The following is a 21,943-nucleotide window of genomic DNA, read 5'->3' on the forward strand; positions in this document are numbered from 1 at the left end:
TTACAAGGGGCCTGTATCCGCAGGCTCCGCCAACCAAAGCGAAAAGGCCTCCGCGAGATCATCGCGGAGGCCTTTTCATCAGAGCATCGCCATATATTTTGGCAGTTCCCGCATGCTGGGCACGACGATCAACGTATGGACGTGTCCCCGCTTATAGGCATTGAGGAACTTATTGTAGTCTTCGAAGACGACACAGCCTGAGCTGTCACCACGACGGCGCAGCAGGTAAGTGTGGGTCAGGAAGCCGTCGCGGTTATACATCTTGGCATCGCCGACGGGGTTCATGCGAATGGCCTCGATGCCATGGAACCGGGCTTCGCGCATGCGCAGCTTGTAAACGTTGGGCGGCGTCGGCCCCATGTTCTTTACATGCACGTATTTCGGATTGTCGCGCATGTGGCCACGACCGGAATGGGCGCGCAGCTTTTCGCCATTGGGCATGTGTACGACGGAATCCTCGATCACATAGACCGCGATGCGGCTGCCCGGACCGGGCAGGCTGTTCTTGCGGTTGAAGATGCCCCCTGCCCCGTCATCCGTGGTGATCGGATTTTCCGGCTTGGCGTAGGCCAGCATGCCGAACAGCGTCTTTTTATTCGGCTTTTCAGTCGTGGTGACGGCAACAGGCGCTTCCGGAGCCGGTACGCGCTCGACACGCGGTTTGGCCTGCGGCTTGGCACCCGGAACCGGGCCGTCATCCGGCAGCGCACCGTGATCTTCTGTATGGGGTGCCGAGAGCAATTCCTCGAAGGGCTCTTCGCGCGGATCGGCCGCGGCCATCGTTTCGGATGCGCTTGGCGTTGCAGCATAGCCGAGGGCGACAGGTGCTGCCTCGGCCGTGTTCCTCGTGATGGAGGCGGTGACGACGGGATCAACGTCGTCTCTCTCGCTGCGGCGTTCATGGGCGGCAGTCGCAAGGGCGGCCTGCTGACGCCCCGCTTCCGCTTGAGCCAGCGCTTCGCGCAACACCGCAATCTCCTGTGCGCCGACAACGCTTTCCACGCGGGCGAGGAGCAGGCGGTCGGACTTGTCGACCTCTGCAAGCTGCATGGCCGCAGGCAGCATCAGCAGACCCAGATGGTCGGTGGCGGCGATCGCCTCGGCAAAGCGGTTGCGCATCTCGTCAAGGGCCGCAAAATCCGCCGATGGCGTCGGTATGGCTAGGGGCGGAAGCGGCTTCGACAGGGCGAGGTCCGGCTTCGGCAGGCTGTAGCCTGCCATGGTCGGTGCCTGGATTGTGGAGGATGACAGTCCCTTGATTACGGCGAGGCTTGCTGTGCCCCAGAAGAGGCATGCCAGCGAGATGCCCAAGACCGTCGGCAGGCTGGAGCCGCGCTTATTTCTGCGCGACTTTGTCTTCTGAACGGCGGCGCGATCGCCACCGATGACCTGAGGGGTCAAGGACGCCATGATACCTGAACTCGCTTACCAAAACTCGGAGAACCGGTCGCCTAGCAGCGGAAACCGGCTTTACTGGGACAGGATGCCCGATGGTCGTCCTGTCGGCTGTCCTAAAGAATGAAGAAGTTTGGTAACCAAGAGGTTTACGCCCGGAGCTCCTTTGTGACATTTCCGGGCGCGGCGTCGAGATAGTTTCAAACGTGACGGGTCAACCCGCCATCGACCTTGAGGTTCTGACCCGTGATGTAAGCCGCACCATCCGAGGCGAGGAAGGCGATCGTGGCTGCGATTTCCTCGCTCGTACCGTAGCGTTTCATCGGCACACCATCACGCCGCTCCTCGGTCGCAGGCAGGCTGTCGATCCAGCCGGGAAGGACATTGTTCATCCGGATATTCTCGCCCGCATAGGTATCGGCGAAGAGCTTGGTAAAGGACGCGAGGCCTGCGCGGAAGACGGCCGAGGTCGGGAACATCGAAGATGGTTCAAAGGCCCAGGCTGTCGAGATGTTGATGATGGCCCCGGATTTCTGGCTCTGCATGATCGGCGTGACGAGGCGTGTCGGACGGATAACATTGAGAAGATAGACATCCATGCCTTTGGCCCACTGCTCATCGGTGATCTCGAGGATCGGGGCCCGCGGGCCGTGGCCTGCACTGTTCACCAGGACATCGACGCGACCATAGCGCTCCATCGTGCCGTCCACGAGGCGTGCAAGGTCTTCTGGAGACTGGTTCGACCCGGTGATCCCGAAGCCACCAAGTTCGGCGGCGAGTGCCTCCCCCTTGCCGGAGGACGAGAGGATGGCGACCCTGAAACCGTCGGCGGCAAGGCGCCTTGCGGCAGCCGCCCCCATACCGCTTCCCCCTGCCGTGACGATGGCGACCTTCTGACTGGACATGTCTGTATCTCCCTTTGATGGGAGCGAAGATCAAAGGTCAGCCCGGCGATGTCCAGTCAGAAATGCTGAAGGCCGGTGCAGCGTTTGCTACACCGGCCTTGATGGATTTCGTGGAAGCTGTGATTACCAGCTGCGAACGTCGAGAACGCGGTCCTTGTGCGCCGGATGGGTGGAGAAGACGAAGATGCGATCCAGCTCCTTCTGCGTCAGCAGGCGCAGGAAACGGATTTCGGCCGTGTTGTTGGCAAAGCTCTTCATCAGCACCGCACCCACCTTGTTGATGCGCGCATCCGGAATATCGAGATAGAACTCCTTGGGAAGATTGACCTGCGTGATCAGTCCGATCACCGCGCCGCTGAGCGATATGCGCAGGACGTCGCAACGCCGCGCTGCCATGTGGGACATGCCGTTCTCGGTGTATTCGAGGCGCCCGGCATTCATCGTATCCTCCATGCGATACCGGTTCTCACGGTCATACATGAAGGATTCCTCCTTCTTCAGGAAATGAGATCCGCCGCTTGCTGCTCTCATCGTTTCTGCCCTCGTCTTTTTGTCAATTGTTATGGGCAAAAAGCTAACAGCGACAACTTAACAGTCGGTGTTGCCGCAAGGGCCATTCCTGACCACGAAAAAGCCCTGTTATCGGTAAGGATAACAGGGCTTTAAGCAGATTGGTCAAGTTATGGTCAGCGGCGGTAGGTCTGACCATCGGCGTCGAACAGATGGAGCTTGGTCTTGTCTGCGGAAAAGCGCAGCGTCTGCCCCTTTTTCACATCGACAATGCCGGGCAGTTTGACGACGATCGGCTCTTCTTCGACCGGCCCCTTGACATAGAGAAGCGTGACTTCGCCGAGTGCCTCGACGATGTCCACATTGCCCTCGAAGAGAAATTCCGCGCCGGTTGCGATCGCAAGATCTTCCGGTCGGACGCCAAAGCTTGCGGACTTGCCCTGTTCCGATGCGGCGATCGCCACATCAACGGTGACTTCCGAGCCATCCTTCAACTTGATCCGGGTCGCCTCGCCCGTGCCGATCACGGCCACCGGCATGATGTTCATGGCCGGCGAGCCGATGAAGCGGGCGACGAAGAGGTTGGCCGGACGCTCATAGAGTTCGAGCGGCGGGCCGACCTGTTCGATCTTGCCAGCCGAGAGCACCACGATCCGGTCCGCAAGCGTCATCGCCTCGACCTGATCGTGGGTCACGTAGATCATCGTGGTGTCCGCCATCTGCTCGTTGAGCTTGGCGATCTCGATGCGGGTCGCAACACGCAGGGCCGCATCGAGGTTGGACAACGGCTCGTCGAACAGGAAGACCTTGGGGTCGCGGCAGATGGCGCGACCGATGGCAACGCGCTGGCGCTGACCACCGGACAGCGCCTTGGGCAGGCGGTCAAGATAGGAATCAAGCTGAAGAATGTTCGCCGCGGAGCGAACGCGACGGTCGATCTCTTCCTTGCTTTCCCCGGCGATGCGCATGCCGAAGGCCATGTTGTCATAGACGGTCATATGCGGGTAGAGCGCATAGGACTGGAACACCATGGCAATGCCGCGCTTGGACGGCGGCACATCGTTGACGAGCTGGCCGTCGATATAGAGTTCACCGCCGGTGATGTCCTCAAGGCCCGCAATCATGCGCAGGAGCGTGGACTTGCCGCAGCCCGAGGGGCCGACAAAGACCACGAACTCGCCTTCCTTGATCTCCAGATCGATGCCGTGCAGGACCTTCACCTGCCCGTATGCTTTGCGGATGTCCTTGAGAACGAGACCCGTCATGCTTTCCTCCCCTGTCAGGCGTGGCGCGCGAAATAGGCGCCCCAAGCCGGCAACTCTACCTTGTTATCGTTGATTGCACTGTCAAAGCCGTGGCCTTCGAGCGCGATCCATTCGCCGGATGGCATGGCAATCGACGTTTGATCGGCGCTCATGTTGAAGATGCAAAGCAGCTTCTCATTGCCGAAGGCGCGGGTGTACACCAGCTGGTCATCGCCTGCCTCATGGAAGGTGATGTCGCCCTTGGCAAAGGCCGGATAGTGTCGGCGGAAGGCCAGGAAGCGACGATAGTGCTCGAGCACGGATTCCGGCTTGCCAAACTGCGTGTTGACCGCGCGCAGGTTATGTTCAACCGGGATGGGCAGCCAGGTCTTCTGCGCCGTCGAGAAGCCCGCCTGGGTCGCATGATCGTCCCAGACCATTGGCGTGCGGCAACCGTCGCGGCCCTTGAACTCCGGCCAGAACTGAATGCCATAGGGGTCCTGGAGATCCTCGAAGGCGATTTCGGCTTCGGTGAGGCCGAGTTCTTCGCCCTGGTAGATGCAGACGGAGCCGCGCTGGGTCAACAGCAGCGCCGAGGTCATCTTCGCATAGGCGTCGCGATCGAGAACGTTTGCTCCCCAGCGGGATACGTGGCGAACGACGTCATGGTTGGAGAAGGCCCAGCAGGCCCAGCCTTCAGGGGCTGCATTTGCGAATGCATTCTGCGTGTTGCGCACGACTTCCGGCGTCAGAGGTTCCGGCGCCAGGAATTCGAAGGCATAGCACATCTGCATCTTGTCATTGCCGGAGGTGTATTCGCCAACGATTTCCAGACCACGCTGGCTGTCGCCGACTTCGCCGACGGCGGCAATCGCCGGATACTCGTCGAGCAGCGCACGGAAGCGCTTCAGGAAGGCGATGTTCTCAGGGCGGTTCTTGTCGTAGATGTGTTCCTGGAAGTTGTAAGGGTTCACGGCCGGTGCGGTCGAGGCGTTGCGGCGCTCCGGTGCAAGCGGCGGATTGTCCCGCAGTTCCTTGTCGTGGAAGTAGAAATTGATCGTGTCGAGGCGGAAGCCGTCGACGCCGCGATCGAGCCAGAAGCGTGTGGCCGCCAGGAGCGCATCCTGCACTTCCGGATTGTGCAGGTTCATGTCCGGCTGCGAGGTCAGGAAGTTGTGCATGTAATACTGCATGCGGGTTGGATCCCACTGCCAGGCGGATCCGCCGAAGATCGACAGCCAGTTGTTCGGCGGCGTGCCATCCGGCTTCGAATCTGCCCAGACATACCAGTCAGCCTTGGGATTGACGCGGCTCGAGCGGCTCTCGACAAACCAAGGGTGCTGGTCCGACGAGTGCGACATCACGAGGTCGATCATGACCTTGATGTTGAGGCGGTGGGCTTCGGCGATCAGGCCGTCGAAATCGGTCAGCGAGCCGAACATCGGATCGACGTCGACGTAGTTCGAGACGTCGTAGCCGAAGTCCTTCATCGGCGAGGCGAAGAAAGGCGAGATCCAGATCGCGTCGGCGCCGAGATCGGCGATATGTGACAGACGGGCGGTGATGCCCTTCAGGTCACCGATGCCGTCACCGTTGGAGTCCTGATAGGAGCGTGGGTAGATCTGATAGATCACCGCGCCGCGCCACCAGTCCTTGTCGGGCGTCATGACGGGATTTGCATCTGCACTCATTTAGATATTCCTGTTGGCTTGGTCTGAAACCCGGCGTCAGCCACCCTTGACCGATCCGGCAAGGAGGCCACGCACGAGGTAGCGTTGCATGAAGAAGAAGACGAGGAGCGGCACCGCGATCGACACGAAGGCGGCTGTCGCCAGGATTTCCCAGTTGCCGCCGCGCGTGCCCAGAAGCTCGACGATCTGGTTCGTCATCACGGTCGTCTCGCCGGTCGCATCGATCAGGAAGACCTTGGCGACGAGCAGGTCGTTCCAGGTCCAGAGGAACTGGAAGATGGCGAAGGAGGCGAGCGCCGGGAACGATAAGGGAAGGATGATGCGGGTGAAGATCTGGAAATCCGTGGCACCGTCCACCTTCGCGCATTCGATGATGTCGCGCGGGAGCCCCACCATGTAATTGCGCAGGAGGTAGATCGCGAGCGGCAGGCCGAAACCCGTATGGGCGAGCCAGACACCGAGATAGCCCTTGCCGATGCCGATCGACAAATGCAGACGCAGCAGCGGGATGAGCGCGAGCTGCAACGGAACGACCAGAAGTGCTACCACGGCCGCGATCAGCAAAGCGCGGCCGGGGAATTCCATCCACGCGAGCGCATAGGCAGCGAAGGCTGCAATCACGATCGGGATGACGGTCGCGGGAATGGTGACCGTCAGCGTGTTGAAGAAGGCTTTTGCCATGGAGTCCGTGGTCGAGCCGGAAAAGAGGACCGTCTCGTAGTTGTCGAGCGTAAACTTCGGCGGCAGCTCGGCCGTGACGAAGATGCGATCACCGCGGCTTCCGGTCAGTTCGACATCGCTTTCCAGACGATAGTCGCCATTGGCCTGGACGGTCACACGAGCATTGTCTCCCATTGGCGCAGTCGCACCGGCCTCGTATTCACTGATGGCTCGCGAGGATGTCCCCCAGACCGAGATCTCTGCTTCGGCCGAAGCACCGCCTTCGCTGAGCAGATTGCCCTCGATGACCCAGAGATTGCCTTCCTGCTGCTGGGTGGACGGAGCTGCGGTTCTCAGCACGAGGTTCTGCTCCTGCGAGAACAGCGAGCTCCACCAGCCGCTGGTGGAAATCTGATCCGCAGTGCGGAATGACGAGATGAAAAGGCCCGCGGTCGGCAGCAGCCAAAGGATGACCAGTGCGACAACCGAGAGGTGTACGGCCCAGACGAGACCGGATTTCTTGCCTGCAATCTTTGCCATGATCCCGCCTCCCCTCAGCGCATTTCTTTTCGAGCATTGTAGACGTTCCAGACCAGGATCGGCAGGACCAGCAGCATGATCACCATGGCGCTTGCCGAACCGATGCCCCAGTCATTAGCCCGGAAGAGCTTGTCGAACATGTAGTTGGCAAGCACCTGCGTTTCCCACTGGCCATTGGTCATCGCAAAGACGATGTCGAAGACCTTGAGAACGACGAGCGTGATGGTGGTCCAGACGACGACCACGGTTCCCATGATCTGCGGGATCTTGATCTTGAAGAAGATCTCAAAATCGTTCGCGCCATCGATGACGGCCGCCTCGATTGTCTCTTCCGGGATGCCGCGAATGGCCGCCGACAGGATGACCATCGCGAAGCCCGTCTGGATCCAGATCAGCACGACCATCAGGAAGAAGTTGTTCCAGAACGGAATCGTCAACCAGGTCTGCGGCTCGCCATAGGGATAGGCGAAGGTCATGACGGTGTAGATGGAGACAAGCGCACGATAGCAGAGCCAGGCACCGGCGAGCGTCAGCGCAACGCGGACGACGACACCGAATTTCGAGCTTCCGCCACGATGGCCGATTCCTCCGCCGAGGGGACGCAACAGCTGGTAAATGCCATAGGCGACGAAGGCAATGAACGCGAGAAGCAGCAGTGCCGGCAGGATACGCAGGGTCAGAACCGCCCCAAATCCGCCATCGAAAGACAGCCAGATGGCGTTGAGGATACCGATCTGTTCCTCACCCGCCGGTCGTGTGTCATACACCAGCTTGAAGATGACTGACGCACCGACGAAGGAGATCGCCATAGGCATGAAGATCAGCGATTTCGCGATGCTGCCCCAGGAAATGCGGTCGGTAAGCTGTGCGGCCAGAAGGCCGAAGGCTGTGGAGACTGCCGGCACCACAATCAGCCATAGCAGATTGTTGGTGATCGCCTCCCAGAACTTCGGTTCAGCAGCCATCCGCTCATAATTGGCCAAGCCGACAAAGGCTCCCCCTAAACTGCGGTCCGACACTGATAGCCAGAGCGTGGCGATGACGGGATAGACCAGATAGAAGCCGAGGGCGACAATCGCAGGAAACAGGAACAGCCAAGGGCGGATCATATTGGCGCGATTGATATTGCGCCCTGCGTGCTCACCCTTGGCGGGGAACAGCACCCTGTCGACAAAAATATTCGACAGGTAGAAATACCCGACACATCCACCGACACCGATGATGATCGTGATCAGAGCCTGCAACGCTGGATTCATGATGGTCTCCCCCTCCGCATGCCTTCTGATTTTTGCGAGCGCCCGGGCGGTTTAGCCCGGACGCTCGTGAGGCAGTACTGCTCTATGGCAGCTTACTTGACGCCGTCCCAGGCTGTCTGGATCGACTTTGCAACATCTTCCGCGGACTTGCCACCGACATAATCGACCATGCCGGTCCAGAAGCTTCCTGCGCCGATGGCGCCCGGCATCAGGTCGGAACCGTCAAAGCGGAACGTGGTCGCCTGCAGCAGGATGTCGTTCATCTTGCGTACGGTAGGATCCGTGAAGACTTCCGGGTTCACGCCCTTGTGCGGGGTGAGGAAGCCCTTCTGGGCCATCCAGACTTCATGGGCGATCGGCGACTTCAGGAACTCGATGAAAGCGCGAGCGGCCTTGCTGTCCTTTGTGATAGTGAAGGTCGTGCCAGCGCCAAGAACCGGGCTTCCGAGGTTCTTTTCGGCATAGGCCGGGAAGTAGAAGAAGTCTGCATCTTCGCCCACCGACGTGCCTTCAGGGAAGAAGGACGGGATGAACGACGCCTGGCGGTGCATGTAGCACTGCGGCGGCGAGGCAAAGAGGCCCTTCGGGCTGTCGCGGAAGTCGGTCGAAGCGACGGCGCCGGCACCACCGACGACGAACTTGTCGTTCTTGGCGAACCAGCCGAACTCATTGATGGCATTGACGACGATCGGGTCGTCGAACTTCATCTCGTTGGAAACCCACTTGTCGTAGTCTTCCGGCGACGCCGTGCGCAGCATCATGTCCTCGACCCAGTCGGTGGCCGGCCAACCGGTGGCGGCACCCGAACCGAGACCGATGCACCACGGCGTACCACCGTCAGCGACGATCTTCTCGGTCAGAGCCTTGAGCTCTTCCATGGTCTGCGGGACTTCGTAACCGGCATCCTCGAAGTTTTCAGGCGAATACCAGACGAGCGACTTCAGGTCGGTCTTGAAGGGGAAGCCGTAGAAGGCCTTGTTGCCGTCCTGGCCAGCATAGGTGCCGAGATCGACCCAGGACTGGCCAGCGGCGTAGTTATCCTTAAGCCAGGATGCGTTTTCAGCGCCGAGATCGGTCAGGAAACCACGCTTCGCCATGTCGGACGCGAGGCCCGGCTGCGGGAAGATGGCGATGTTCGGGGCGGAGCCGGCTTCCAGATCGACGGCGATCTGCTGCTCGAAGCTGTCAGAGCCGGTGTAGCGGACATCCGCGCCGGTCGCGGCTGCGAAATAGGCCAGAACGCTTTCAACGAGGACCTGGTCCGGGCCCAGCCAGGGGCCAAAAATGGTGATCTGTTCGCCGTTGAGCTGGGTCTTCTTCAGCTCCTCGAAGCTTGCCCAATTGAACTTGGCATCTTCACCGGGAGCGAACTTCAATTCCTGTGCGCCGGCCGTGCCAGCAACGAGCGCGGCAGCAGCCACGGTCATCAAAAACAGTTTCTTCATGTGATTAACCTCCCATCACATCGGACGGCCAAACGTCCTTGGTCAGCGCATTATCCTCAAAGCGCTTTGGCCCCTATTTCATCCCATTGGGTTCCATATTGAGTCAAGCGCTTTTCTGGTTCTGCCGCATTTTGGCGCAACCCCTGGCAAGCCCAGCAGCATCTGCATTGATTTAAAGCATTTTTCTCTTGTCGCCGACCGGGCGTCTGCGCCATAGTCGAAGCGCTTTGACCACCTGCGGAGGCAACTGGCGGTCTTGCACGGGAGAGGAATGCCAGCAGTGAATCTCAAAGAATTGTCGCAGATGCTCGGTCTGTCGCAGACGACGATAAGCCGTGCGCTCAACGGCTATCCGGAAGTGAACGCGGAGACGCGCAGGCGCGTGCTTCAGGCAGCCAAGGAGACTGGCTACCGTCCGAATCGGGCGGCCCAGCGTCTGGCGACCGGCAAGGCCGGATCCATTGGGCTGATCATGCCGATCTCGCCCGATCATAGCTCGGACATGCACTTCGCCGAATTCCAGAGCGGGCTCGCCGAAGCCTCGATCGTCCACGACTTCCATTTCGTCATCATGCCGTCACGGGCTGAAGAAGAGGAACAGGCCATCCGCTGGCTTGTCTCAAGCGGCAGTGTCGATGGTTACTATCTCGCCTATGTGCGCGAGAAAGATCCGCGGATCGCGATGGCGAAATCCTTGTCCCTGCCCTTCATCGTGCACGGTCGATCCTCCGGTCTCGGTCTGGACTACCCCTTCCTCGATGTGGACAACGAAGGCGCCTTTTATGATGCGACACGCTTCCTGCTCCAGCTCGGGCATAAGCGTATTGCCCTGCTGAATGGACAGGCGGAGCTCGACTTCGCCTATCGGCGTCGACTTGGAACGGAGAAGGCGCTTGCTGAGAAAGGGCTTCTGCTCGATCCCCGGCACACCCGGCACAGTTTCATGGGCGACGAGCAGGGCTATCGCGGCATGAAAGAGATCCTGGGCTTGCCCGATCGTCCGACTGCGGTTCTGTGTGCCAGTACCGTGCTTGCGCTTGGCGCCGTCCGGGCGATGAACGAATTCGGGCTGAAGCTCGGGACCGACATCTCGCTTATCGCCCATGACGACGAGTTGCCGCTGCTGAAGCCGGAAAACTTCTCGACGCCCCTCACCACGACCCGCTCGTCGTTGCGCGCAGCAGGAAAGCGGGTCGGCGAGCGCCTGATTGCAATGATCAACCAGAGCGAACCAGCCTTGCCCGAGCAGGAATTGTGGAAGGTGGAACTGGTGGTGCGGGCCTCGACGGGACCGGCGCCGGCCTGAGCACGGCGCCCCGCACGATCCGTCAGAAGCGCGGCGCCGCCATGCCTGCCCGACGATGGGCGGCGATCACTGTGTTGGCCATCAGCATGGCAATCGTCATCGGCCCGACGCCGCCCGGAACCGGCGAGATCGCCTTGGCAACCGGCTTGCATTCGGCAAAGGCGACGTCGCCGACCAGCTTGAACTTGCCCTCGCCCTTCTCCGGAGCCGCAACACGATTGATGCCGACATCGATGACGGTCGCGCCGGGCTTCAACCAGTCAGCCTTGACCATTTCAGCACGGCCGACGGCGGCGACCAGGATGTCGGCCTGGCGGGCGAGTTCCGGCAGGTCGCGGCTGCGAGAATGGCCGATAGTGACTGTGGCATTGGCATTCAGCAGCAGTTGCGCCATCGGCTTTCCGAAGAGGTTCGACCGGCCGATCACCAGTGCATTCAGGCCGGACAGGTCGTCACCATGGATCTGGCGGACAAGGATCATGGCACCGGCCGGGGTGCAGGAGAGCAGGCCCGTCTTCAAATCACCTGTCGCAAGCTTTCCGGCATTGACGATGTGCAGGCCGTCGACATCCTTTTCCGGCAGGATCGACTGGATCACCGGCTCGCTGTCGAGATGCTTGGGAAGCGGGAGTTGGACGAGGATACCATCGATCTCGGGGTCGGCATTGAGCGAGGCGACCAGCGCCATCAGCTCGTCCTGAGAGGTCTCCTCCGGCAAGGTGTGCTGGATCGAGTTGAAACCGCACTGCTTGGCCATCCGGCTCTTCGCGCCGACATAGGCGTGACTTGCCGGGTCGTTGCCGATGATGACAACAGCCAGACCGGGCTTGCGATGGCCGGAGGTCTTGAGCGTCGTCGCTGCTGAGGTTACTGCTTCAATCACCGAAGCAGCGGCTGCCTTTCCATCGATTACCGTGGTCACTGTGCACAATCCCCGTCTAGAACTCGCAGCAAGCTAGCGCCAACATGCAGGCGCCGTTTGCCTGTCGCCGTCCTATGCTGTCAAAATGCGGCACATTGCAAGTGCAGGATTTCGCGGCCCTGGTGTCAGCCGGACATCGTTGCCGGCTGACTGAGCCGGTGACGCAGCACATATGCGAGAAAGACGGGGATGCCGAGCACATAGCGTCGCCAGAGGCGCGAAGGCTCCCGCCAAAGACGAAACAGCCATTCGGACCTGAGTTGGCGGACCCAGTCAGGCGCACGGGGGACACGTCCCGAGACGAAGTCGAGCAGTGCGCCAACGCTGATCACGACCCGCGCATGATCGCCGGTCAGATGCCTGTCGACCCATTTTTCCTGCAGCGGCGTGCCCATGGCGACGAGCAGCAGATCGATGCGGGCCTGCTCAATGCGCTTGAGGATGAATGTCGGATCGGCACGATCGAAATAGCCATCCGAGATTTCGACGAATTCGTGCCAGGGTGTGTGAAGGCGAAAGTTCTTGGCGGCATCCTGCAGCACCTCGGATGTTGCTCCGAGCAGCCCTACCCTGAGCGGCTTCGTGATGAAGGTCAGCGCTGCCGGGACGAAATCGGTCCCGTTCAGATTGGCCGAGAAGCGGTCTCCGTGCAGGAACTTCGCGGCGATATCGACACCGATGCCATCCGGCAGGACCAGACACCGACCGAGAACCTCGCGGTAATCGGGGTCCCGCATCATCACATTGGCATTGTTGGCATTGAGGAAGGCGATGTGTGTGAGGCCCGTGTCCTCGGTCAGCTTTTCCTCAAGAAGGGCGAGCGCTGGCTTCCAGCCCAGGTCGTGGACGGGCATGTCGAGGATCGGGCGTACGGGGACAACCGTTTGCGGAGCCGGGCCAACGACGTCGTCAGGCTCTCTCACTGCAGAAAATGACGAAGCTGGCATGGAAGGGGTCCCAAGGATTGATACCCAGAACCTATCAGTCACCGCTAAAATTCAGGTTAAGCTCCGCGCTACAATTCTCATGAGATGATCAATGCGGCGTTCACCATAAGGCCACGCGAATGGTCAATGCCCTGAGGATGCCGCCTTTTCCTCAACCTTTTCGCCTTCGACGACCGTGGTCTTCTCCATGGGCTTGGAACCACCGTCGGCAGCCTTGCGGGCGGCGTCCTTCGAGACGTAATCGAGCTGCTCGATCAGCACCTGAGCGATCATACCCTCACCGAGCCTTGCATTCATCTCGGTCTTGATCTGCTCACGAAACGAATTGACGTCGAAGGCGGAGACGTTGCCGATGTCGACCATCTTGTTGCCAACCAGCAGCGTGAACAGCTGGTCGGTCATCAATTCGGTCGTCGGCAGGTCCTGTCCTTTGAGCTTTTCCTTGTCCATCATGAAGGAGATGCGGGTCAGGAAATATCCGGTGACATCACCACCGCCGATGACCGGAATGGTGATGGACTCACCGCGAACGAGCTCGAGTGCGGCCGTCTTTGTTTCTTCCTCGCTCGGGCCGGCAGGGGCTGTCGCCAGATAGATCGAACCGTAGACGGCCCCCAGCGTGACGATGCAGACCCAAAGGCCGATTCCGAGTATCTTGCCCATCAGAACTCGCTGAACTGGAACTGTTCCTGAGAATAGGTGCCGTCACCGTCTGCGTCGCGAACCGCGTTCTTCAGGATGTCGGCAACCGCACGAACGGCCGCGAGATGCGCCTCGACGCGACGGGCGTTCAGAGCGAGCTTTTCCTTCAGAACATGGAGCTGCTCGACATAGTTGACCGCGAATTCGCGCGGGTCCGTGTCACGGAACAGCATGGTCAATTCGTAAAGGCAGCGGCTCTTGTGGGCGTTGGAAACCTTGAAGTCGAATTCCGGATCTTTGCCGATCCGCTCGTTCTCATTGTCGATGATACGCTCAAGCCGGCTCAGTACCGTCTTCACCCGATATTCGCTTGAAACAAATTCCATGAATTCTGCCCTGTCTTTCGAAAAATCGATCAATTCTTGTTATCGGTGTCGGCACCCAAGGTGCGGCGCTCCAGATCGGTCACCCAGCTCATGGCGAGCCCGCGATCTGTCTCGTCCGTGGCAGCATTGACGCTATCTTGTCCGCGCACGCGCTGGAGAGCCTGGTCATACATCTGCTCGGCGATGCCGACGCCGCCGGATTCAGACAGAACCGTGCCGAGTTGCTCGGCCATCATGCTCTTCCACATCTCGCCGGCATTGCCCTTGCCGTACACTTCCTCGCTCTCGTCCGGCAGCATGCTCTGGACGAAGTTGGTGAGATAAACGGCTTCAAAATCGCGGTAGATCTTCGGAGGCTTGCCGACATCCTCGGTCGGTTGCGCCGTCGCTTCGACGCGAGCGGCGTTGGCGCTGCGGTTCAGAATGTCGACAGTCGCGCCAAAACCTGCGCCCTTCTCGGCGAGACTGGTCGCCATGAAGTTCGCCCGGTTGGCTTTCAGTTGTTCCTGAGCAGCGGCAACTTGTGCCGGATCAGCAGCACGGACAACGTCCAGCACCAGATCGCTTGGAGGAGAAATGGCCACGATGACATCCTCGATTTCGGTTCGAGGCGACTATCACTCCTGAAGCTTGCTGGAGGCTGGTGTGGCAAATTTCAGGTCGATCAGATCATAGATGGCATCGTCATCGCGCTCGCGCTCTTCGTGGTCGCGCGCATCCTTCATGTTTTCTTCCAGCCGGTCGCCCTTGGCGCGCTCGCGCATCAGCTTCATCTCCTGAACCTGCTGCAGACCGTGCAACTGCTTGTCCGTGTTGGACAGGCGATCGAAGCGGTCCGCATAGTTCTGGGCGAAAAGCCGGTGCAAGGGATCGAGCGATCCGATGGCATCCATGACCGTGTCCATCGAACGAGCGTTTTCCTCGATGCGTTGTGCGGTGATGCCCAGATCGCTTTCGGCCATCCGCTCCATGTGACGCTGTACGGCGACCAGACGCTTGAGTTTGTCGGATTTCTTTTGCGGTCCCAAGGCAGCCTCGTCAGAAATTGAAGATCATCGGGAAATTCTGGCCGAACTGCATGACCATGGCAGCGATGGTGAAATAGACCAGGAGCAGTCCACCCATCAGCAGATAAGGGGTCGAGATGTAGAAGACGGGCACCTGGGGTGCGAGCTTGTTCACCAGACCGACGGCCACGTTGAACATCAGACCGAAGATCAGAAATGGGCTCGCCAAACGCAGCATCAGAAGGAAGGTCTGCGTCAGGGTGTCGGTCAGCGTGATCAGCATTTTCTGGCTGTCCGGCATGCCGCCGATCGGCATCACCGAATAGGAATCGAACAGCGCGCGAAACACCACATGGTGGAAATCCAACATGAAGAGCATGAGAAGGCCACCGAAGGAGATCAGATTGGTCATCTGGTTGTCAGGGGTGTCTTCGAGAACGTCTGACGCGCCCGGCGTGTTGAGGCCAATCGCCATCGAGATCGCCGAGCCTGCAAATTGCAATCCGAGTACATAGAAGCGCGGAACAAGGCCGTACATCATGCCAATCAGGAGTTCCGCGACAATGACGCCGATGAGAGAGGCCCCGCCCCCGGAGACCGTGGGGTACACGGTATCGAAGAGCAAAGGCGTCATGGCCAGCGAGATGGCAAAGGCAAGGAAGAACCGCACCGTCATCGAGATACGGGCCGAAGAAAAGCCCGGCAGGGTCATGATGCAGGCGCCGATGCGACAGAAAATCGCGATCAGTACCAGCACACTCCCCTGCGGGTCAGAAATCATGAAATGGAGCCCAGAATCTTGATCTCGATGCCCTTGGCGAGTTCCACATGTGAAAGGACCGGCAAGGTGGCAAAGAGTCGTTCGATGATCATGCGCACATAGGACCGTGTTTCGGGCGACGTGACAAGGACGAAGGGCAGGCCCCGGTCCATGAATTCACGGATAACCTGACTTGCCTGTTCGGAGAACTCTTCCAGGCTGCGCGGATCGATGTCGAATTCGACGATCTCGCCCTTGGCATCGCGCTTCAGCGCCTGGTGGAAGACGAGATCCCACTTGGAGCCGAGACGCAAGACGCGCAGGACACCGTTGTCGGTGAGGTCACCGCAGAGTTGCTGGGCCATGCGGACACGCACATGCTCGACGATCTGCTCCGTCTTGCGGACATGCGGCGCGAGTTCGGCGACCGCTTCGAGAATGAGATGCAGATTGCGGATCGAGACGCGCTCGGCAAGCAGCAGCTTCAGGACCGCCTGAAGGCCCGAATAGGACATATGCGACGAGCAGATCTCATCGGCGAGCTTCTTGTACTCGGGATCCAGGCGATCGATCAGCACCTTGACATCCTTGTAGGACAGGAGCTGTGGCAGGTTGTTGCGGATGACTTCCGAGACATGGGTCAGCACGACCGAGACATTGTCGATCGGGTGGAAGCCTTCGCGCTTGAGTTCTTCTGTGAAGGTTTCGAGGACCGAGACCGCCGGCATGCCGAAAGCCGGTTCGCGGATCTCGTCGCCCGGTACGTTTGGCTTGCGACCAGAGCCTGTCACGACCAGAACTTCGCCGACACGCAGGTTGTTCGACGCGACCGTCGTACCGTGTATACGGATCTGATAGGCCTTTTCCGGGATCGCGATATCGTCGGTCACCTTGATTTCCGGCACGACAAAACCGTACTGGCTGGCGAATTTCTTGCGCATCTTGCCAACGCGGAAGGCGAGTTCCTGATGGGCCCCAAGCAGTCGGGTGGAGACAAGCTTGCCAAGGGCCAGTTCGATCTCGGAGGTCTTGAGAACAGACTTGACCGAATCCTTCTCGGCTTCCTTGTTCTGGATGACCTTCTTTTCTTCCTGCTCGCGCTTGACCTGATTTTCGGCCTCGAGGCGGCGCGGGATGAGCCAGGCACCGAAGGCCATCAGACCACCCAGAACGGTAAAAGGGATCAGGGGAAGGCCGGGAACGAGCGCAAGTGCCCCCATCATTGCGGCCGCGACAGACAAGGCGCGCGGATAGCCGCTCAGCTGATTGACCACAGCCTCGTCGGTCGAGCCGGGTGTGCCGCCGCGCGAGACCAGAAGGCCGGCGGCCAGCGAAACGATCAGTGCTGGTACCTGGGAGACGATGCCGTCACCGACGGAGAGCTTGACGAAGACGTCTGCTGCTTCACCGAGCTCCATGTCATGGCGGAAGTAGCCAATGACAATCCCGCCGACAACGTTGATGGCGGTGATGATCAGACCGGCGATCGCGTCGCCGCGGACAAACTTCGAAGCACCATCCATCGCACCGAAGAACGAGCTTTCCTGCTCCAGTTCACGGCGTCTGTGCTGTGCTTCCTTTTCGTCGATGATGCCGGCCGATAGGTCGGCGTCGATCGACATCTGCTTGCCGGGGATTGCATCAAGGGTAAAGCGGGCGCCGACTTCCGCGATACGCGTGGCGCCCTTGGTGATGACGATGAAGTTGACGGTGATCAGGATCAGGAAGACGATCAGACCGATGACGAAGTCGCCGCCCATCACGAGGTTGGAGAAGCCGGCGATCACCCCGCCGGCGGCCCCGTGGCCCTCGTGACCATGGGTTAGAATGACGCGCGTCGTCGCGATGTTGAGCGACAGACGGATCATGGTGGCGATCAGCAGGATGGTCGGGAAGGACGAGAAGTCCAGAGGGCGCTGAATCCAGAGCGCGACCATCAGGATCAGGACGGAAAGCGCAATGGAGAATGCCAGGCCGACATCGATCAGAAAGGGCGGTATGGGCAGAAAGAGGATGCACAGGATCATCACGATCCCGAACGCGAAACCGATGTCACGCCCGCTGGGGCTGGCCTTCGGGATTACGAGTGCAGGTGGTTGCGCCATGTCCATTCCATCTCTTCATGAGAAGTCACCCGGAAGACCATGCTTCCGGCAGTCTGCCTTGAAGAGATAGACGGCGAAGCTTGCGCGAGGGTGTCAGACCGCTCCGCTAGAAGCCTGACTGGATCCGCGAGAAAACGAGGTTGCTGAAGAGATTGATCTGGGCTCCGACGAAAGGCGCCGAGATGCCGATCGTGATCATGATGGCAAGGATCTTCGGCACGAATGTCAGGGTCATTTCCTGGACCTGGGTCAGCGCCTGGATCAACGCGATGACGACACCGACGATCATGCCGGCGGCCACGGCCGGCCCGGAAGCGATGATGATTGTCCAGATTGCAGCCTGGAGAATGTCGAGAGCGTCTGCCTCATTCATGAGACGGTATCCTTTCGGAGTGGCGAATCACGCCTTCCACTCCGAAAGGCCTAGCATGTCACGTGCCGCTCGTCGTGGGCTTGGTCCCGACGCGGACGCCCACGGTGATGGGGATTTCCTTGCCCTCAGCGGTCGTTGCCACCATCGTGTCGCTATAGACGCGAACCGAGGCGATGACGCCGGTGGTCTTTTCATCGGCGCTGGTGATGGTCTTGCCGATGTAGGAGGAGGCGTTGCTCAGCGCGTTGCCGGTGATCAACGTCTCGAGGTTCGAGTTCGTCTGGATCGTCTGCTCGACCTGGGAGAAGGTGGCAAGCTGCGAGATCTGCTCCGTCGCATCCATAGGATTCGTCGGATCCTGGTTCTTCATCTGGGCGATCAGGAGCTTCAAGAAGCTATCGTAATCGATCGATGCCTTCTCGGCAGCCTTGCTCGCCGTGCTGCTGGTGGCAGACGATGTCGTCGTGGCCGCAGTGGCGGCAGCTACACCGTCTACCGCCATGGCGCAATCTCCTTGCGGATCTGCTCGATGGTCGCCGGCGTCATTTCCTGGTTGTTCAGGATGCGGTCCTCAATCGGATAGAGCTGACGGATCGCCTTCAAGGCATCGAAAGCGCGACCGGAGGAGACCATGCCATCGATGCGCTTCAGCTCAGCGAGGATCTCTTCGTTCTCGAAGCAGGACAGCAGCATGATGACCGACTTGCGGAACATCGCCAGCGACTGATCCTTGCCTTCCGGATTGATCAGCATCATCTGGGCGATGAAGTAGAGCTGACGCAGCGGCGTGGTCGCCTGCTCCGGCTGCAGAACGTGGTTCTCGAGCAGGAAGGTGACATCGTTCAGGAACTCGAGGGCAACCTTGCGGTCGACGCGCAGAACCGCTCCATTGATGAAAATACGTTCGCCCGACTTGAGCGAGATGCGCAAAGTGCTCTTCATTTAAGTCCATCCCTGATGATGGTTGTCACGTCGATGATGCCCTGGAAGTTCTCGGACTCACGCTTGCGGATCCGGTCACACTCTTTCAAAATCCAGATGGCGATGGAAATCAGATTGGCGCGTACTTCGTCGCCGAGCTGGTTCTCGGGGTTTTGCAGATCTTCGATCAGCCGGATCCAGACCCGGCGGGTATAAAACAGAGCTTCGATCGCCTCGCGGGAGTAGCCCTTCTTTTCACGGGCCGCGCTCAGAAGCTGGATGCAACGGTCAAGGGCCTGCCGTTCGCGCTCCTTGGCGTCAGCGACGCCATCTTCCATAATCTCGGCATATGAGAACTGGTACATTCAGTTGCCCTTCAGGTTCATTTCACCCTTTGCTCATCAAAGGTAGTTTACAAGACTCAAGCCCTGGATCCTCGATGTCAGCGTGTATGATGCTTCCACCATGGCAAGCAGAGAGTTAACGCGAGTCGACGCTTCGTACGCATCTACTTCAATTTTGCTCGACAGGCTGGTTTCGATAATATCCACCTGAACCTTGAGCGAGGCATCCGCCTTCTCAATTCGGTTCTCGGAAAGACCAAGTTCCGAGCGCGTCGAGTTGATGCCGGTGATGGCGCGGCCCGTGTAGTCGATCGCCTTGTTGATCGCGACCGTCACTGCGGCGGCCGGCGCACCGATCGTCAGGAGTTCCTTGGTCACGATGGCAGAGAGCGCGAAGTAGCGGAAACCGTCTTCATTGGCCGAGGCCGATGTCTGGACAGTTTCAGACTGCGTGATGCGGCTGGTCATCGCCTGGTCGGTCGCGTTCGACCAATCGGTGTTCCAGTCGGCTCCGGTGTACATCGGCTCCAGCGTGGAGGTGATGAAATCCTCCATACTCGGGACTGCACCACTCGGGACGATCGTCGCGACGCTCGCCGTATCGGTCGGCGCAAAGCCGAAATAGGCGGTGAAGGCGTTGTCGAAAGCCGTCTTCGCCGGCGACGTGTCCGTGTACTCGCTGAACGGCTTCACATCGGTGTTGATGCCTGCGAACAGGAATTCACCATTGGCCGACTGGTTGGCCATGCTCGTCATCGTCGAGAGGGAGTTCGATACGGTCATCACGGTGGTGTTGATCGTGTCGCTGTTCGACGACCCGGAGATGGTGATCAGCGCGTTGTTCATCTCTTCGGCGGCGGTCGCGATCTGCTTCAGCGCTTCCTGGGAGGCGGACAGTCGCTGCGTCGCGATCGAGTTGTTGCTGATCATCGAGTTCAGCCGCAGGCTTTCCCGGTTCAGGTCCACGACGGTCGAGGTCTTGCTGCCCAGTTCGGCACCGATGTCGGCGTAGAAGCCGGTGCTGACTTCCTGCTGTGACTTCAAGAGCTCATTTTGCGCCTGCCGAATGGTCAGTCGCATGGATGTCTGGGTGGAAAGATTGGAGACGCTAGCTGTCGACATTGGGATTACCTCACCATATCCATGACGGCCTTCAGCATCTCATCCACCGTTGAGACGAGCTTGGCTGCGGCCTTGTAGGACTGTTCGACATCGAGCAGCATCGAGAGTTCTTCGTCGAGACTGACCGCCGTCTTGGAGGAGTAGGTCTGGAACGTGCGCTCATAGAGTGCCTGCTTGTTCTCAAACGCCGTCGAGGCGTTCGAACGCAACTCTTCCAGCCAGCCGATCGAGTTGCTGGCGAAGGACAAAACACTTGCATCCGTCTTCAGGTCCGCATCGGCGGAGAAGCTTCTGTTCGCGGCGAGTTCGTCGACATAGCTGTTGATCAGATCGGTGAAGCCCGATGATCCATCGACGTTCTGCACATAGGCGGCGCCATTGATGCCACCGTCACGGATCAGCATGGGATCGCCGCCGGCATCCGAGCGAACGGCCGGATTGACTTGAATGAGGGCAGCCAGGCCAGGCTCGACCGTTCCCGTCAAGGGAATTGTGCCGGTCGGCCAGGTGAACAGGCCCGGCAGTTCGCCGCCGCCGCCGGTGTCTACTTCCTGGAAGGCTTCGATCAGGCCACGCGCGATTTCATCGAGCTGGGTCTGGAAGGTCGGCGCAATGACATCGCGGATCTGCACGAGCGAAGCAAGCGAACCCTGGCCATCGGTATTGCCGCCGATGCCGGCGCGAACCGCCGTTCCGTCGATGTAGATGGCATTGCCGGAGACGGTCGAATCATAGGTAAAGGTACGCACGAAGCTGACTTCGCGCGGCTCCGTCTCGAACAGCGTCGTGCCGTCATAGGTGTACAGAACCATGTCGCTGTTATCGCGCATGTTCACGGATACGCCGACGATATTGGAGATCTCCTTGAGGAGCGTGTCGCGGCGATCGAGATAGTCGTCGGCATTGCCGCCGGTCGCCGTCTGACGCACGACCGTGTCGTTGACGATCTTGAACTCGGCGAGCAGCTTGTTCAGCGACTCGACCTGCTGAAACATCTGCGCATCGGTGTCTTCGCGCAGTTTCTGCGTCGACATCGTCGTATTGTTCAGCGAGTTGACGACGTCGATTGCATCCGTCACGACCGTGGAAGCGAGTGCGTATTCGCCCGGGGCGGCGGCGAAAGCCTGCAGGCTGCTTTGCAGGTTCGCGAGATAGTTGGATGGCGACAATTCCTTGTCATTGCCACCAAGCGCATTGGAAAGCGTGGTCAGGCCGTCCAGAAGTGTCGACTGCGCACTCTGCTGCCCCGTCGACGATGCCATCTGGCGCAGCAGAGCCATCTGCTGCGACCGTTCATTCTGCACCGTCGAGAAACCGTAGACGGTCTGCGTGACCACCGCATCACGGCGCACGTAGTTCTCGTTGCCGGTGTTGGCGATGTTCGTCGAGATTACGGACGTCTGCTGGGACGTATTCCGGAAAATCGAGTTGGCCGTATTCAGTGACGATGCAAGCGACATAG

At 59.6% G+C, this 21,943-nt stretch carries 23 protein-coding genes; 1 reads left to right on the forward strand and 22 read right to left on the reverse strand.

Annotated features, from left to right (window positions below; translation table 11 throughout):
• Positions 1 to 78: 78 nt before the first annotated feature.
• The 8 genes from IP85_RS16760 to IP85_RS16795 form a co-directional block, all read right to left on the reverse strand.
• On the reverse strand, positions 79 to 1,410 hold the full coding sequence (locus tag IP85_RS16760; RefSeq protein WP_054150819.1) for a DUF2778 domain-containing protein: 1,332 nt from the start codon (positions 1,408 to 1,410) through the stop codon (positions 79 to 81).
• A 185-nt stretch (positions 1,411 to 1,595) separates the two neighbouring features.
• Positions 1,596 to 2,300 (reverse strand): SDR family oxidoreductase, encoded by a 705-nt coding sequence (locus IP85_RS16765; RefSeq protein ID WP_054150820.1) that lies wholly within the window; start codon positions 2,298 to 2,300, stop codon positions 1,596 to 1,598.
• A gap of 123 nt (positions 2,301 to 2,423) precedes the next feature.
• A complete protein-coding gene (locus tag IP85_RS16770; RefSeq protein WP_054150821.1) occupies positions 2,424 to 2,831 on the reverse strand; it encodes a hypothetical protein in 408 nt (135 codons plus the stop codon).
• Between the two features lie 155 nt (positions 2,832 to 2,986).
• On the reverse strand, positions 2,987 to 4,075 hold the full coding sequence (gene ugpC / locus IP85_RS16775) for a sn-glycerol-3-phosphate ABC transporter ATP-binding protein UgpC (protein WP_054150822.1): 1,089 nt from the start codon (positions 4,073 to 4,075) through the stop codon (positions 2,987 to 2,989).
• Positions 4,076 to 4,089: 14 nt separating this feature from the next.
• On the reverse strand, positions 4,090 to 5,745 hold the full coding sequence (locus tag IP85_RS16780; RefSeq protein ID WP_054150823.1) for an alpha-glucosidase: 1,656 nt from the start codon (positions 5,743 to 5,745) through the stop codon (positions 4,090 to 4,092).
• A gap of 36 nt (positions 5,746 to 5,781) precedes the next feature.
• Complete coding sequence (locus IP85_RS16785; RefSeq protein ID WP_054150824.1) at positions 5,782 to 6,945, reverse strand: carbohydrate ABC transporter permease; 1,164 nt, start codon at positions 6,943 to 6,945, stop codon at positions 5,782 to 5,784.
• 14 nt (positions 6,946 to 6,959) lie between these two features.
• Entirely contained in the window at positions 6,960 to 8,201 is a 1,242-nt protein-coding gene (locus IP85_RS16790; RefSeq protein ID WP_054150825.1) for a sugar ABC transporter permease, read from the reverse strand.
• Positions 8,202 to 8,293: 92 nt separating this feature from the next.
• The gene (locus IP85_RS16795; RefSeq protein WP_054150826.1) at positions 8,294 to 9,646 is read right to left on the reverse strand and encodes an ABC transporter substrate-binding protein; all 1,353 of its coding nucleotides are present in this window, start codon (positions 9,644 to 9,646) and stop codon (positions 8,294 to 8,296) included.
• Between the two features lie 280 nt (positions 9,647 to 9,926).
• Between IP85_RS16795 and IP85_RS16800 the strand changes: the two genes are divergently transcribed.
• Positions 9,927 to 10,952, forward strand: a complete 1,026-nt coding sequence (locus IP85_RS16800) for a substrate-binding domain-containing protein (RefSeq protein ID WP_054150927.1) — start codon at positions 9,927 to 9,929, stop codon at positions 10,950 to 10,952.
• A 22-nt stretch (positions 10,953 to 10,974) separates the two neighbouring features.
• Here the strand turns inward: IP85_RS16800 and folD are convergent, their stop codons facing one another.
• The 14 genes from folD to flgK form a co-directional block, all read right to left on the reverse strand.
• The gene (folD, locus tag IP85_RS16805; RefSeq protein WP_054150827.1) at positions 10,975 to 11,874 is read right to left on the reverse strand and encodes a bifunctional methylenetetrahydrofolate dehydrogenase/methenyltetrahydrofolate cyclohydrolase FolD; all 900 of its coding nucleotides are present in this window, start codon (positions 11,872 to 11,874) and stop codon (positions 10,975 to 10,977) included.
• Between the two features lie 125 nt (positions 11,875 to 11,999).
• The gene (locus IP85_RS16810; RefSeq protein WP_156322945.1) at positions 12,000 to 12,821 is read right to left on the reverse strand and encodes a WecB/TagA/CpsF family glycosyltransferase; all 822 of its coding nucleotides are present in this window, start codon (positions 12,819 to 12,821) and stop codon (positions 12,000 to 12,002) included.
• A gap of 123 nt (positions 12,822 to 12,944) precedes the next feature.
• Positions 12,945 to 13,484 (reverse strand): flagellar basal body-associated FliL family protein, encoded by a 540-nt coding sequence (locus IP85_RS16815; RefSeq protein ID WP_054150829.1) that lies wholly within the window; start codon positions 13,482 to 13,484, stop codon positions 12,945 to 12,947.
• Positions 13,484 to 13,849, reverse strand: coding sequence for a hypothetical protein (locus tag IP85_RS16820; protein WP_054150928.1), 366 nt, complete (start codon positions 13,847 to 13,849; stop codon positions 13,484 to 13,486). The genes IP85_RS16815 and IP85_RS16820 overlap by 1 nt, the downstream gene beginning before the upstream one ends.
• A gap of 29 nt (positions 13,850 to 13,878) precedes the next feature.
• Positions 13,879 to 14,433: a rod-binding protein gene (locus tag IP85_RS16825; RefSeq protein WP_054150830.1), complete on the reverse strand. Its 555-nt coding sequence runs from the start codon at positions 14,431 to 14,433 to the stop codon at positions 13,879 to 13,881.
• A gap of 33 nt (positions 14,434 to 14,466) precedes the next feature.
• Positions 14,467 to 14,877 carry a hypothetical protein gene (locus IP85_RS16830; protein ID WP_006726387.1) on the reverse strand — a complete coding sequence of 137 codons (411 nt, stop codon included), beginning with the start codon at positions 14,875 to 14,877 and terminating at the stop codon, positions 14,467 to 14,469.
• Between the two features lie 10 nt (positions 14,878 to 14,887).
• A complete protein-coding gene (locus tag IP85_RS16835; RefSeq protein WP_054150831.1) occupies positions 14,888 to 15,637 on the reverse strand; it encodes a flagellar biosynthetic protein FliR in 750 nt (249 codons plus the stop codon).
• Positions 15,634 to 17,721 carry a flagellar biosynthesis protein FlhA gene (gene flhA / locus IP85_RS16840; RefSeq protein ID WP_054150929.1) on the reverse strand — a complete coding sequence of 696 codons (2,088 nt, stop codon included), beginning with the start codon at positions 17,719 to 17,721 and terminating at the stop codon, positions 15,634 to 15,636. The genes IP85_RS16835 and flhA overlap by 4 nt, the downstream gene beginning before the upstream one ends.
• A 106-nt stretch (positions 17,722 to 17,827) precedes the next feature.
• Positions 17,828 to 18,094 (reverse strand): flagellar biosynthetic protein FliQ, encoded by a 267-nt coding sequence (locus IP85_RS16845; RefSeq protein WP_054150832.1) that lies wholly within the window; start codon positions 18,092 to 18,094, stop codon positions 17,828 to 17,830.
• A 58-nt stretch (positions 18,095 to 18,152) separates the two neighbouring features.
• Positions 18,153 to 18,596, reverse strand: a complete 444-nt coding sequence (gene flgD / locus IP85_RS16850; protein ID WP_054150833.1) for a flagellar hook assembly protein FlgD — start codon at positions 18,594 to 18,596, stop codon at positions 18,153 to 18,155.
• The gene (flbT, locus tag IP85_RS16855; RefSeq protein ID WP_054150834.1) at positions 18,587 to 19,036 is read right to left on the reverse strand and encodes a flagellar biosynthesis repressor FlbT; all 450 of its coding nucleotides are present in this window, start codon (positions 19,034 to 19,036) and stop codon (positions 18,587 to 18,589) included. The genes flgD and flbT overlap by 10 nt, the downstream gene beginning before the upstream one ends.
• Positions 19,033 to 19,380 (reverse strand): flagellar biosynthesis regulator FlaF, encoded by a 348-nt coding sequence (gene flaF / locus IP85_RS16860; protein ID WP_006726381.1) that lies wholly within the window; start codon positions 19,378 to 19,380, stop codon positions 19,033 to 19,035. Before flaF ends, flbT begins: the two co-directional genes overlap by 4 nt.
• A 36-nt stretch (positions 19,381 to 19,416) precedes the next feature.
• Entirely contained in the window at positions 19,417 to 20,481 is a 1,065-nt protein-coding gene (locus IP85_RS16865) for a flagellar hook-associated family protein (RefSeq protein WP_054150835.1), read from the reverse strand.
• Between the two features lie 5 nt (positions 20,482 to 20,486).
• The gene (gene flgK, locus IP85_RS16870) at positions 20,487 to 21,941 is read right to left on the reverse strand and encodes a flagellar hook-associated protein FlgK (RefSeq protein WP_054150836.1); all 1,455 of its coding nucleotides are present in this window, start codon (positions 21,939 to 21,941) and stop codon (positions 20,487 to 20,489) included.
• Between the last annotated feature and the right edge of the window lie 2 nt (positions 21,942 to 21,943).

The sequence above is a fragment of the Rhizobium sp. AAP116 genome (assembly GCF_001295785.1).
Classification (GTDB): domain Bacteria; phylum Pseudomonadota; class Alphaproteobacteria; order Rhizobiales; family Rhizobiaceae; genus Allorhizobium.